This is a genomic window from Enterococcus sp. LJL99 (assembly GCF_054871725.1).
In genome coordinates, this window is sequence record NZ_JBTXLT010000005.1 from 291,269 (window position 1) to 306,037 (window position 14,769).

Consider the following 14,769-nt stretch of genomic DNA (forward strand, 5'->3'; position numbering starts at 1 on the left):
AACATGTTCTATCTTAAGTTAGCTTATACGAATATTTTGAAGAATCGAACCGTCTATCTGCCATTTTGCTTAGCTTCAGTTTTTACCGTGGTATTAAATGTCGTGATGCAGGTGATGTTGCATAATGAAGGAATGAATCATTTGCCACAGGCGGACTCTGTCAAATCGATGTTTGGCTTAGGCGGCATAATTATCATGATTTTTACCGTTCTTTTTACGTTTTATACGCATAGTTTTTTAATCAAACGTCGAAAAAAAGAATTAGGGCTTTATAATATTCTTGGCATGGATAAACAAAATTTAACGAAAATGATGTTTTTTGAAAATGTTATGCTTTTACTGTTTATTTTAGTAGTTGGTTTGATAAGTGGGATCATTTTTTCCAAGTTAATGTTTTTGGTATTTAAACGATTAACGGGATTTGGCGCTGCTTTTGAGTACAGTTTTTCATTAAAGTCAATCGGTTTGATTTTAGTTTTATTTAGTGGTATTTTCTTCTTTACATTTCTATTTGACATGTGGGAAGTAAGGAAAAGTAAGCCAATCGAGCTACTTAATCAGGCGAAGTCAGGAGAAAAGGAACCAAAAGCACGCTGGATATTGTCTGTTATTGGAATTGTTTGTTTAGGCACAGGATATGGCATATCGCTTAGTATTCAATCGCCAGTTGAGGCTTTAATGCTCTTTTTTGTAGCGGTAATTTTAGTAATTATTGGGACATATAGTTTGTTTATTGTCGGAAGTATTACCTTATTAAAACTATTGAAGAAGAGACCAACTATTTATTATAAACCCACTAACTTTATTTCGATTTCTGGCATGATTTTTCGAATGAAGCAAAATGGCGCCGGTTTGGCTACGATTTGTATTTTATGTACGATGGCTTTAGTGACCATTTCTACCACTGTTTGTTTATATGTAGGAAGACAAAAAATCATTCAAGACCGCAATCCGTTTGAACAATCGATCGTTTCTTCTTTCTCGGTTGAACAAACAAGCAAGGTAGTTGAAGAGATAGCTAAAGAGAAAGACGTCAAGGTGAAAAATTTAACGTTTATGACAAGTAGTCATACGTTTACTATGAGCGGTGATGAGAAAAGTGGCTATACACTATCCGAAGGAATGCTAGATGATTACCAAAATATAACCGTGCTGCGTTTTCTCGCTTTAAGTGAGTATGATAGAATTCAACAAACTTCGAGCCAGTTAAGTAATGATGAAGTAATGGTTTATCCTACTTCAGGGACTTTTAACGAACAAAATCTCAAAATTGGGTCACAGTCGTTTAAAGTGAAAGAGGTCATTAATTCATTTGCTTTAATTCCGTATCAGAAAGAAGCAACGGTGAAAGAACTTGTTGTTATTGTATCAGACGAATGGATGACTCCAACCTATTTAGCTACTCTGATACCAGAACTTAATCAAGACGAGGTTTCACTTGTTTCAGAGCCATTAACAACGGTCAATTTCAGTTTACAGGGTTCGACTGATCAGCGATTAGCCGTAGTGAAGGATGTTCGGAATACCATTGATGCACTACTTGCATCAAAAGATGATCCCTACAACCAATTTACGGTAAGTTCCATTGATGAAGATCAGGAAGATTTGCGGACATTATTTGGTGGATTTTTATTTATGGGAATTGTTTTTGGAATCAGTTTTTTGGTGGCAACAACACTAATCATTTACTACAAACAATTGTCGGAAGGAAACGATGATCGGGCGCGGTTTGATATTATGCAGAAAGTTGGATTGAGTCATAAAGAAGTCAAACGAACGATTCATCAACAAATTTTACTGGTTTTCTTTCTACCAATCACTGTTGCGATTTTACATCTGAGTTTTGCTTTTCCGATCATTCGGAAATTATTGATACTCTTTGGTTTAGTGGATACGAATTTATTGATTCTAACCACGAGTGGGACTGTTATTATTTTTGCTTTAGGTTATTTTATGATCTATTGGCAAACATCAAAAATTTATTATCGAATAGTAGAAAGGTAGTCAATACCACTTGAAATAGTTAGTTTAGCAGAATAAGTTATCTGAACAAAAAGGATTGGAGAAACTTTTTGTAGGATAACTTATTTTTTGTAAATTCGTTAAATGATAGGATTGCTTCATTTAGAGCTGAACATTATGTTCATTGGTCGTTTGTCTTATTGTAAAATGAATGAACATTTTTACCTAATTCGCTAAAACGACAGCTATTTTTTCAGTCATGTTTTATACTATGCTTATTCAAACTACAGGGGGCGGGGCAACGATATGTTAACAATGGCTTATATCGGTAATGGAAAAAGTACCAATCGATACCATATTCCATTTTCAACGAAGCGGGGAAATATTAAAATAAAAAAAATTTATGCGAGAAAACAAACAAGTCCTTGGGAAAAAATAGCAGGTGTCACGTACACGAATGATCTTACGAATATTTTAGAAGACCCTGAAATTCAACTAGTTGCTATTTGTACGCCATTAAAAACCCACTATGATTTAGCAAAACAATCTTTACTAGCAGGTAAAAATGTCCTACTTGAAAAACCATTTACTGAGACCTCTCAGCAAGCGAAAGAATTATTTCAATTGGCAAAGGAAAAAGGGCTATTTCTGCAAGCTTATCAAAATCGACGTTTTGATTCTGATTTTTTGACTGTTCAAACAGTTATTAAAAGCGGCGTACTGGGCGATATTTTAGAAGTGGAGATGCACTATGATTATTTTAGACCAGAAATTCCTTTAAGTGTTCAAATGTTTTCTCTAGAACAAAGTTATCTATACGGTCATGGCTGTCATACGATTGACCAAGTGATTTCTTTCTTTGGCTTTCCTGATGCAATTAACTATGATGTCCGACAATTACTAGGAAAAGGGCGTATGAATGATTATTTTGATATTGATATGTATTTTGGTCAAATGAAAGTTTCTGTGAAATCTAGCTATTTCCGTTTGAAAGAGCGACCTAGTTTTATTGTTTATGGAACACAAGGCGTTTTTGTCAAAGAGACAAAAGATCGACAAGAAGAAGATTTAAAACATTTCTATATGCCCAATCATAGTGACTTCGGGATAGATAAACCTGAAAATTATGGCACGTTAACTTATATGGATAAAAACAATGTTTATCATGAAGAAAAAGTAGTTTCTGAGATTGGAGACTATAGTCGGTTGTATCAAGGTGTTTATGATACGATTATCCATGGTGCTGAGAAACTGATTAAAGATGAAGAAACGATTCAACAAATAGAAATATTGGAAGCTGGAATCGAGACAATTATAAACGAATAAATCAAACAGAGCATAAACTGAACGGCTTGGTTTATTAGAAACGACTGAAAACGATTTTCTTTCGAATTTTTTATGATATATTAGTCAAGGGAGGAATGAATATGTCGATTTTTGAAAAGCTTACTAAGAAAACAGAATTTACTGACACAGAGAAAAGAATTGCCGATTTTATTCTGGAAAATGAAGAGGAGATGCCAACGATTACCATTAGCTATTTATCAAAACGCACATATTCTTCTCATTCAGCAGTCATTCGCTTGACTAAAAAAATGGGTTATTCTGGTTTTAAAGAATTTCGGGTGGCATTAATCCAAGAAATACAAAATAAACTGCATAAAACAGTTGCTGTAGACCCTAATTTTCCCTTCGATTATGATGATAGTTATTTTGACATTGCCAAAAAAATGGCAGATTTATCAATAGATGCAATTAGAAAAACTATTTTGACATTGGATCGAGAAAATATTGATCAGATAGCTAGAGCATTAATCAAAGCAGAGCGAATTTTTCTTTTTGGCTTAGGAGATTCCCAAATACGAGCAAAAAGTTTTCAAAATAAGTTCAGCAAAATCAATAAATATCTAATACTCGCGGATGAATATAGTGAAGGAAATTGGAATACCTTAAATATGACCAAAAATGATTGCGCTATTTTTATCACTTATGGTGGAGGGACAAGAGAACAAAGTAAAAATTTGGCTTATATTCGGAAAAAGGGAATCGATACGATTTTGATTACCGGAAATAAGTATTCACCAATGGGACGATTAAGTAAATATTTAATCGAAGTTCCTCAAGGAGAAGTAGAACATGTAAAAGTAGGTACGTTTCTATCGCAAATTTCTTTTGAATATGTTTTAGATACCTTGTTTGCAATTCTGTTTTCGGTTGATTATGCTAAAAATTTATATGATATGAAAGTCAAACAGGAGATATTATTATCCTATACAGAAAAGGATTGATTGAAACGCACGAGAAGTTGTTTAGAGAACGTTATTGGTTTATATAATTGATTGGAAAAAGGAGCGGTAATGAATGATCGGAACAATCGCAGCATGTTTTACAACACTAGCTTTCTTACCTCAAGTAATCAAAGTTGTGAAAACTAGAAATACGGGAGGATTATCTTTATTGATGTGTTTGATGCAAGAAATAGGGGTATTTTTATGGGCACTTCATGGCTATATTATTCAAGATGGCGCGCTATTGATAGCAAACTGTTTTACGTTTATCTTAACATCGATTATTCTTGTTTATAAAATTTATGGAGATGTTCAAGTGAAGAAAGAAAATATTTTAGAGGATATAGAGGAATAATTACAGTTTGTGGATTAAGGAAAAGTTGATTACTATCCAGTTAATGAGAAAATTTGAGGACAGATGACTCTTTTGTTGAGAGTTGTCTGTCTTTTTTTTATTATAATAACTGGAGTTTGTTATTTTAAAAATAGGGTGTTTTATTTAAATTAAATACATAATTTTTATTAACTAACAATTAAAATTTGTATATTTATTTTTTTGAAAAGAATAGAACTAGAAAAAATATTTTATATTTGTGAAAATAACGATATATTCCTTTTATATAGGGATTTTTTTACACATATGTGTGAAAATGACGCTATTTTTTTGTCATTTTCATTTTCCGTTTTGTTTCAAGGAATAGAGGAATCCGCGAAAGAAAATACAAAATATTTTCAATGGAATACTCATTTACTCACTATATTACTATATTAATCTATCTATTTATTTATGTCTATATGTTTATGCATTTATTTTTTTCATTTTTTGTTGAAAATATAAAAATATATGAAAAACTTTAAAGTGTTTTTTTGAATGGAACTTCTTTTTTTAAAAAAAATTTCATTTTTTGTTAATTATATTTTGTAAAATAGGAAAATGAATACTTAACTTTAATTAATTACCGTCACCAAAGCAGTCAAATGAGAGAGCGTTATCTTTGCTTATTTGTCAGCGCTATTAAGTGAATTAACTTTCTCTATTTTAAAATTATTCTCCGTCAATAGAATCGTCAATATAAAATACCTTCTCTATTTTGCTAAGATATTTTCATTATTTCGCGGATTCCTCTACTCTATGAAAAAATGGAGGTGAATTATGTGGCAACATTGGGTGTTTTATGTAATAACGAAGAGTTTTTACAGATATTAGAAAATAATTTTCAATCAGACAAATATCGAATTATTTCAGTAGTAGAAAAAAATCAATTTAAATTATTAGATGGTTTGATCATTCATATAGACGGAGTAGATTGGCTTTCTGAAACAGTAGACTGGTTGCTATATTCTAAAAGCAATCCTGGAACATTTATTTGGATTGTTTCACCAGAAAATCGTTTGAAAGAACAAAGTATTTTCTTAGAACTTGGTGCTAGTGAAGTATTTTTTTCTTCTGAGAATCTTGTAAAGATTAGTTACATTGTAAAAAATACATTTACTTGTATGGAAAATCGCTTGAATCAGTCTAATTTGCGATTAGCACAAGATACAAAGAAGATACTCAATGATACGAATCAAACCATACTAGTCAATGGAAAAGAACAAGTACTGACGAGGACGGAATATCGGATTTTACTAATATTAGTGGGGAATGCGAATAAAACAGTGTCATATCAAGAGTTATCGGAGTGTCTATGGGAAAATGAAAATAAAAGTGATTATGTTTGTCGAGTAGCGAATATTATCTGCCATTTACGAACTAAATTAAAGAGCAGTCAAGATTTTGAAATTGTTACCACTCGATCCATTGGGTATGTTTTTAAATGGAAAAGAGAAGTCTGATATAGAAAGAAGGTATATTACTTAAATAGTAATGAACAGATTCAAGTATTAAGTGTATTTAAATGAACTGAAGGAGAAAGTATTCTTGTAATGAATTGCGGTAGGCAATAGTAATGGTACTCATTATAGAGATAAGCCTTACAAGTAAAATTACAAATCAAAGAGGTTTGATGTTTAATTTACCCCAAATTAACAAGCTATCAAAAGAGTTTATTTAATCTTTAATAGGTAATAAATAGGTGAAATGTAATTATTAAATTGAGTTGAAAAGGGAGAGGAGATTTCATGAATAAGAATAAATTAGCAACCTGGGTTTCGTTGTTGATATTGATTACTAGTTCTTTTTTACAACCAGGAATGGTTTTAGCGGAAGAGCTAACAAGTTCATCAGAAATAGAAACAACAGTTAAAAATGATGATGAAAAGCAACAAAATTCAGAAAACAAAGTAGATGAGCAAGTACAAGAAAGTAACAGCATTATTCAAGAAACTGTGGAGGAGGCTAAATCCTACTCAGATGAGGTAAGTAATCCTAGAATTACTTATAATGCAAATGGTGGGTCTAACTTAGGTGTGGTTCAAAATGATCAGATTGCTTTAGGCGGAAGTTATACAATTAAATCTATTGGGACTAATTCTGGGCAGTTGAACTTTGTTGCGCCAAATCCTGCAACTCAAATTTTTGATGGTTGGAATACAGAATCTGATGGATCTGGTGATCACTATGCACAAGGAACAACGGTTGATACTTGGCCTTATTCTACAGATACCATCTTGTATGCTCAATGGGCAAGTGCTTCAACACTATCCTATGACCTAAATGGTGCTACTGGTACTTCTGCGCCACCAAGCAAATTCGGTAAAGTTGGAACAACTGCGACAATCCCAGCAATTCCAGATAATCTTGTTTTAAAAGAAAATACAAGTGCTGCAGGCACATGGAATACAAAAGCAGATGGTTCTGGGACTGATTACAGTCCAGGACAAGAGTTTACTTTATTAGCAAGTAATACTAAATTATACTTAAAAATTGTTGCAAATCCAGCTGATTTGAATGCTACACTAACATTTGATTTAAGTGGTGGAGATGCAACAACAGACACAAGTATTAATAATGGAATAAAAACGGATATTAATAATGGGTATAAAGTTACCTTGCCAGCAACGGTTCTAACAAGGGCTGGTTATCGTTTTGATGGTTGGACAATCAATGGTGCAAATTATGCAGTGAATACACAAGTAGAGGTGAAATATTCAACAGTGGCTAAAGCCATTTGGACACCTTTAGTGGCTGTAACGTATGAAAATGGTCTTCCTGCTGGAAATAATTATGTGGTTAATAATATGCCAGGGAGTGCGACTGTTGTTGCAAATGGTTCTAAGTATCAAATTCCTACGAATGTTCCAACAGTTACAACAAATGATGGAAAAATTTATACATTTGTTTCTTGGCTTTTGTCAGCAGATGGAACACAACGTTATCCAGGTGGGAGTATCACTACACAAAAAAATCCGCAATATTGGACAATGGTTGCTCAATGGGATGTTAGAGATTCAGCTACACAATATTTAGTGTCATTTAATGGGAACGGTGGAACTGGCACGCCCCCTTATGAATATATGAATGTTAATAAAGGGGAAACGATTAAAATTCCTGGAAAAGGAACACTTTCTAAAAGTAACTCTACTTTTCTTGGTTGGTCGAATGGAACAACAACTTATTCTGAGGGTGACAGTTATACACCAACAGGAAATGTTACTTTATCAGCTTCGTGGATGGTAAACAGTACTTCCGGTGCGGTCAAATTTAATACTCAAGCGAAATCTGGTAGTAATCCTACTACAATCATTGGTACAACAGGAGATAAAATTACATTGCCAGATGTTCCAGCAGATAATGTGCCGTCAGAAGATGGGTATACTTTCTGGGGGTGGGCAACGAGTAGCTCAGCTACTATTCCAGATTATTACGCGGATGGAAATTATACAATTTCGACGGGTATTACAACGTTGTATGGTGTGTGGTCTCCTACCTCAACTCAATATTGGGCCCAAGTTAAAATATCATTGAAAGATACTCCAAATTTAGTTTTACCAGAGGGGTACGCTAAAAATAATGTCTATCCATTATCCAGCAGTACAGACACTTATGATTTTAAATTACCTGAACTTAAAAATGAAGGTTATACATTTAAGGGCTGGTCATACAGCTTAGATGGTAAGACCTATAGTCCGGGAGAGACAATCAAATTATCAGATATTTCAAAAACCAAAAAGCCTGGAACATTAACACCCCAATGGGAACCAATCACTTATAAAGTGACATACAGTTCAGGAGACGCTGTTTTGGGAAGTGTTCCTACAACTGATAGTATCAGTGTCGATTATGGAGATAGCTATACTGTTTTAGGAAATACTAATTCACTTGCCAAAGTAGGTTATACGTTTATTGGTTGGACTGATGGAACGGATATTTATACACCCGGTCAAAACTTAAGACCCACACAAGATATTGTTCTTTCACCAGCTTGGAAACAAAATCCTAGTGGAGGAGGCGGTGGAACTGTAGCAACAGCTAATATCATGTATGTGTCCTTAGAAAGTGGTGCTACAGGTTCACTTCCAGAATCAGTCAATGTTCCAGCTAATTACACCTATTCATATACCGTAGCAGCACCAAAGGATGATTTTATTTATCCTGGTCATACATTCGTTGGATGGTATGTACTTGATTCTAAAGGGAACGAAGTTTACTATTCTCCAGGATCTACATTTATTGTTTCAGGCGATATGATTTTCTACGCTAAATGGAAAGAAACGGTAGTTAAGCCAGATAATTCTTATACGATTTCATTTAATGGGAATAAAAATACGTCTGGTCTGGTTCCAGACGCGCAATTTATTCTAGATGGAAAGACGATAAAAATGCCTGGTCAGAACACTTTAGTGAGAAATGAATTTGTTGATAATAATGAAACTACGGGTGAAATCAAAACAAATTCATATATTTTTGTGGGCTGGAGTACAAATCCAGATGCAAAAGTAGGGGATTCAGATATTGTGAAATCAGGAACAATCCTAACACCTAAAGAAGATACGGTTTATTATGCGGTTTGGGATTTAAAAGATCGTCCCATAACATTAACCTATGATGGAAATGGAAACACTAATGGAAATACTCCGAACAATGTAACTGATCAACGATATACTCAAGTTACTATAGACGCTACTAATAGCGGAAGTAGTTTAGGTAAAGAAGTTCAAGAATCAGGAGTTCTAGTGAAATATGTATTTGCTGGTTGGAATACAAAAGCAGATGGTACTGGGCAAGACTATTACTCTGGCAGTAAGTTGTCATTATCGGAGGATATGAAATTGTATGCCAAATGGCTACCTACGACATCAACAGCGACTTCTCGTATTATTTATATTGGAAATGGAAATGACATAGGAAATTTTATTCGTTATGAGGATACAAATGCCACGAGTTACGCAATAAAAGATTCAGGGAATATGAAAAAAACTGGTTACATGTTTACTGGCTGGAATACAGTTGCGAATGGTAGTGGAAAAGACTACAATCCAGGTGAATCCATTGTTACTAAGGATCAATCAAGTTTAGTTTTATATGCGCAATGGAAAGAAGTAAATAATACGGATATAAACATTGTTTACAATGGGAATGGAAATACTGCTGGAAAAACCCCTGACGATTACGTTGGACTTAAAGGTTCTTCGGTTAAATTACCTAGTCAAAATGATATAAAAGATCTTGGGATGACGAAAACTGGTTATATGTTTACAGGCTGGGGAGTGAATACGGCTGGAACTGGAACAATGTATGTTGCAGGAAACTCATATACTTTCAATCAAAATGCAATATTATATGCAATTTGGGCTGAAGATGGAAATTATATAGCGACGGCTTCTAAAGTAATATATAATCCTAATTATTTAGAAGCAACAGGTAGTTATGTCGTTGAAGGAGCTGTGGATGCTACTGCTGCTGTAGATGGAGTGTCTGTTTTGCATGGGCATAAAGTTGTGGCGAAAGAAAAAAATGCTGGCGTGTATTTAGGCGAAGATTATATTATTGCTTCCTATCCGACAACTGGATTACCTACAAGAGCTAATTATGCTTTTGCGGGTTGGTCAACAGATCCCAAAGCAACTAAACCAGATTATAATGCTGAGCAAATCGTTAACATGAAAACAACAAATCTAGAGTTATATGCGGTATGGGTGCCGGGGAATTATACAATTAAGTATGATGCAAACCAAGGTAAAGGAACGATGAGTGATCAAAACTTTACGTATGATGTTGCACAAAATTTGAATGAAAATAGTTATACTCGATCAGGCTATAGTTTTGCTGGTTGGAATACTGAAAAAGATGGCAGTGGAACAACTTATTCAGATCAAGCAAATGTTACAAATCTAAAACAAGCGAATGAAAGCTTAACTCTTTATGCCCAATGGAAAGCGGATGAAGCAGAGATTCGTTTCGATGCTAATGGCGGTTCCACAAAACAAACATCTATTAAAGGTGTTACAGATGCGACACTTGATTTAAGTGGAGTTGTTGAGGCAACACGGGATGGGTACAGCTTTGAAGGGTGGTATACAACAAAAGATGGCACAGATAAAATGCCAACTAGTGTTGCGATGCCAGCAGGAGGCACAACATACTATGCGCATTGGAAAGCTAATGGATACGTAGTGAAATATGATGCGAATAAAGGCGAAGGCACGATGAGTGATCAAGCTTTTGTATACGATACTGCACAAGATTTAACCCAGAATAGTTATACACGTGAAGGCTATAGCTTCAATGGTTGGAATACCGAAAAAGACGGTAGTGGAACATCGTATATAGATCAAGCGAATGTTGTTAATTTAACGAAAAACTCAGCGGGAATAGTGACGTTATATGCGCAATGGGTAGCGAATATGGATAATCAAATACTATTTGATGCTAACGGTGGTACAACGAAACAGGCAACAATTATCGGTGCAACTGACGCGATGATTGATTTAAGTGGAGTAGTTGAAGCAACACGAGATGGGTATAGCTTTGAAGGGTGGTATACCACAAAAGATGGTTCTGACAAAATGCCAACAAGTCTGGTTATGCCGGTAGGAGATACAACGTATTACGCACATTGGAAAGCGAATGACTATATAGTGAAATACGATGCCAATAAAGGTGAAGGTAAAATGGAAGATCAAACCTTTACGTATGATGTTGCGCAAGATTTGAGTGAAAATAGTTATACTCGATCAGGTTATAGCTTTACAGGTTGGAATACGGAAAAAGACGGTAGTGGAACAGTATATATAGATCAAGCAAATGTAATAAATTTAACAAAAATATCTGGAGAAGCAGTAACCTTATATGCACAATGGAAGGCAAATGAAACCGAAATTCATTTTGATGCAAATGGTGGGGTAACGAAACAATTGTCAATAAAAGGAACAACTGATGCAACGATTGCTTTAAGTGAAGTCGTTGAAGCCACTCGCGATGGCTATCGTTTTGAAGGTTGGTACACCACAAAAGATGGTTCCGATAAGATGCCAACAAATGTGATTATGCCAGCTGAAGGAATAACGTATTACGCGCATTGGCAAGCAAATGACTATGTAGTGAAATACGATGCTAATAAAGGTGCAGGTACGATGAATGATCAAACTTTTGTGTACGATATTGCACAAAATTTGACTGAAAATAGTTATACTCGTTCAGGATATAGTTTCATTGGTTGGAATACGAAAAAAGACGGCAGTGGAACAGCGTATATCGATCAAGCAAATGTTGTCAATTTGACAAAAAATACATCCGGAATAGTGACGTTGTATGCACAATGGATAGCAGCAACAGATAATCAAATTCAATTTGATGCCAATGGAGGGACAACAAAACAAGCAACAATTATAGGAGCTACTGATACTGATATTGATTTAAGTGAAGTTGTTGAAGCTACGCGAGATGGGTATAGTTTTGAAGGTTGGTACACGACAAAAGAAGGTACGGAAAAAATGCCAACAAGTGTTACGATGCCAGCAGGAGGCACAACGTATTACGCTCATTGGAGAGCGAATGAGTACGTAGTGAAATACAATGCGAATCAAGGGCATGGCACGATGAATGATCAAACTTTTGTGTACGATATTGCGCAGAATCTGACCGGAAATAGTTATGCTCGTTTAGGCTATAGTTTTACTGGTTGGAATACCGAAAAAGACGGTAGTGGAACGTCCTATTCAAATCAAGCGAATGTTGTCAACTTAACTAAAACTTCGGGTGATGTAGTAACATTGTATGCCCAATGGAAAGCGGATGAAACTGAAATTCATTTTGATGCTAACGGAGGAATAACAACACAAGAATCAATCAAAGGTGTTACAGATACAACAATCGATTTAAGTAAAGTAGATGAAGCTACGCGAGATGGCTATAGCTTTGAAGGTTGGTATATCAAAAAAGACGGCACAGAAAAAATGCCAACAAGTGTTACGATGCCAGCAGGGGGCACAACGTATTATGCGCACTGGAGAGCAAATGAGTATGTAGTGAAGTATGATGCGAATCAAGGAAAAGGTACGATGAACAATCAAACCTTCATATATGATATTGCGCAAGATTTGACTAAAAATAGCTATGATCGATCAGGCTACAGTTTCATTGGTTGGAATACCGAAAAAGACGGTAGCGGAGTAGCATATTCAGATCAAGCGAATGTTCTGAACTTGACTAAAAATGTAGATGGAATAATCACTTTGTACGCTCAATGGGTAGCAAATTCAGATAATCCAATAGTATTTGATGCTAATGGAGGAAGAACGAAACAAGCGACAATCATTGGAGCAACTGATGCAACGATCGATTTAAGTGAAGTAGTTGGAGCCACACGAGACGGGTATACGTTTGAAGGTTGGTACACGACAAAAGATGGTACTGATAAGATGCCAGCCAGTGTTACGATGCCAGCAGGAGGCACAACGTATTACGCCCATTGGAGAGCGAATGAGTATATAGTAAGATACGATGCAAATCAAGGTGAAGGTACGATAAATGACCAAGTTTTCAATTATGACGTTGCGCAAGATTTAATCCAAAATAGTTATACTCGTATTGGCTACAGTTTTATCGGTTGGAATACTGAGAAAGATGGCAGTGGAACGTCATATACAGATCAAGCAAATGTTATGAATTTGACAAAAATCTCAGGCGGCTTAGTAACCTTATATGCACAATGGTCAGCTAATAAATATGTAGTAAGCTACGATGCCAACAAAGGTGAAGGGATGATGGATAATCAACTCTTTACTTATGATGTTCCTCAAAATTTAAGTGAGAATAGTTATACTAGACTAGGTTATGGTTTTGCTGGCTGGAATACAAAACGAGACGGAACGGGAGATTCTTATACAGATAAAGAGTCTGTCATAAATTTACTAAATGATTCTGATAGCAAACGTACTTTATACGCACAATGGAAAGCATATAACTATGTAGTGAAATATGATATCAATAGCCTTCAAAGAGGCTTTAGGACAGAAGGTATAATGCCAGATCAAGAATTTGTTTATGATGTTGAACAGCATTTGACTAAAAATCAGTATAAGATTCCAGGCTATACCTTTACTGGTTGGAATACAGATATTTTGGGAAGCGGAAAAAGCTATGTGGATGAAGAGCTAGTAAAAAATCTTTCTAATAATGAAAATGAAGTAGTGACGCTATATGCACAGTGGGAAGCTGATGAAACCGAGATTCGTTTTGATGCTAATGGAGGAATAACAACACAAGAATCAATCAAAGGTGTTACGGATGCGACAATTGACTTAAGTGGAGTTGGCAAAGCCACACGAGATGGTTATACGTTTGAAGGTTGGTACACGACAAAAGAAGGTACGGAAAAAATGCCAACAAGTGTTACGATGCCAGCAGGAGGCACAACGTATTACGCCCATTGGAAAGCGAATGAGTACGTAGTGAAATACAATGCGAATCAAGGGCATGGCACGATGAATGATCAAAATTTTGTGTACGATGTTGCGCAAAATTTGACAGAAAATAGGTATATTCGTTTAGGCTATAGTTTTGCTGGCTGGAATACTGAAAAAGACGGTAATGGAACGTCTTATTCAAATCAAGCGAATGTTGTCAACTTGACTAAAACTTCAGGAGAAGTAGTAACATTGTATGCACAATGGGAAGCGGATGATGCCGCAGTTTACTTTGATGCCAATGGAGGTACAACGACTCAGAAAACACTTAAAGGGGTTTGTGATCAGACAATCGATTTAAGTGAAATAGCTGAAGCAACCCGTATTGGCTATACCTTTGAGGGCTGGTATACGACAAAAGAGGGTACGGAAAAAATGCCAACTAGTGTGACAATACCAGTAGGTGGTGTAACGTATTACGCCCATTGGAAAGCGACATCTAAAAAAGAACCGACTGATACCTCAACAGATACGAAAAAAAATATAGTTGTAAAAGAAGGGAAAACTTCTAAATTACCAAATACTGGTGAAACTAAATTCTTTTCAGCACTATCAACTATTGTTGGACTGGTAGTTGTTGCTTTTGTATCAGTAGTGATTTTCTTTAGGAAAAAAATGAGTTATTTTAAATAGATTTACTAGGGTAAAAGCGATTATTTATAAACGAAAG

General features: G+C 35.2%; 6 protein-coding genes. All 6 read left to right on the forward strand.

Annotated elements, in window-relative coordinates:
- The first annotated feature begins 3 nt into the window (after window positions 1-3).
- The 6 genes from ACYSNW_RS10075 (at window position 4) to ACYSNW_RS10100 (ending at window position 14,732) form a co-directional block, all read left to right on the forward strand.
- On the forward strand, window positions 4-2,004 hold the full coding sequence (locus ACYSNW_RS10075) for an FtsX-like permease family protein (protein WP_461744366.1): 2,001 nt from the start codon (window positions 4-6) through the stop codon (window positions 2,002-2,004).
- Window positions 2,005-2,268: 264 nt separating this feature from the next.
- Window positions 2,269-3,288 carry a Gfo/Idh/MocA family oxidoreductase gene (locus tag ACYSNW_RS10080; protein WP_461744367.1) on the forward strand — a complete coding sequence of 340 codons (1,020 nt, stop codon included), beginning with the start codon at window positions 2,269-2,271 and terminating at the stop codon, window positions 3,286-3,288.
- Between the two features lie 101 nt (window positions 3,289-3,389).
- The gene (locus ACYSNW_RS10085) at window positions 3,390-4,250 is read left to right on the forward strand and encodes a MurR/RpiR family transcriptional regulator (RefSeq protein ID WP_461744368.1); all 861 of its coding nucleotides are present in this window, start codon (window positions 3,390-3,392) and stop codon (window positions 4,248-4,250) included.
- A 73-nt stretch (window positions 4,251-4,323) separates the two neighbouring features.
- Complete coding sequence (locus tag ACYSNW_RS10090) at window positions 4,324-4,605, forward strand: SemiSWEET family sugar transporter (protein ID WP_461744369.1); 282 nt, start codon at window positions 4,324-4,326, stop codon at window positions 4,603-4,605.
- 800 nt (window positions 4,606-5,405) lie between these two features.
- Window positions 5,406-6,086 carry a helix-turn-helix domain-containing protein gene (locus ACYSNW_RS10095; RefSeq protein WP_461744370.1) on the forward strand — a complete coding sequence of 227 codons (681 nt, stop codon included), beginning with the start codon at window positions 5,406-5,408 and terminating at the stop codon, window positions 6,084-6,086.
- Between the two features lie 285 nt (window positions 6,087-6,371).
- A complete protein-coding gene (locus tag ACYSNW_RS10100; RefSeq protein WP_461744371.1) occupies window positions 6,372-14,732 on the forward strand; it encodes an InlB B-repeat-containing protein in 8,361 nt (2,786 codons plus the stop codon).
- Window positions 14,733-14,769 lie beyond the last annotated feature (37 nt).

Coding starts and splice junctions, on each gene's coding strand:
- ACYSNW_RS10075 (WP_461744366.1), top strand. CDS start 4: ATGTTCTATCTTAAGTTAGCTTATACGAATATTTTGAAGAATCGAACC.
- ACYSNW_RS10080 (WP_461744367.1), top strand. CDS start 2,269: ATGTTAACAATGGCTTATATCGGTAATGGAAAAAGTACCAATCGATAC.
- ACYSNW_RS10085 (WP_461744368.1), top strand. CDS start 3,390: ATGTCGATTTTTGAAAAGCTTACTAAGAAAACAGAATTTACTGACACA.
- ACYSNW_RS10090 (WP_461744369.1), top strand. CDS start 4,324: ATGATCGGAACAATCGCAGCATGTTTTACAACACTAGCTTTCTTACCT.
- ACYSNW_RS10100 (WP_461744371.1), top strand. CDS start 6,372: ATGAATAAGAATAAATTAGCAACCTGGGTTTCGTTGTTGATATTGATT.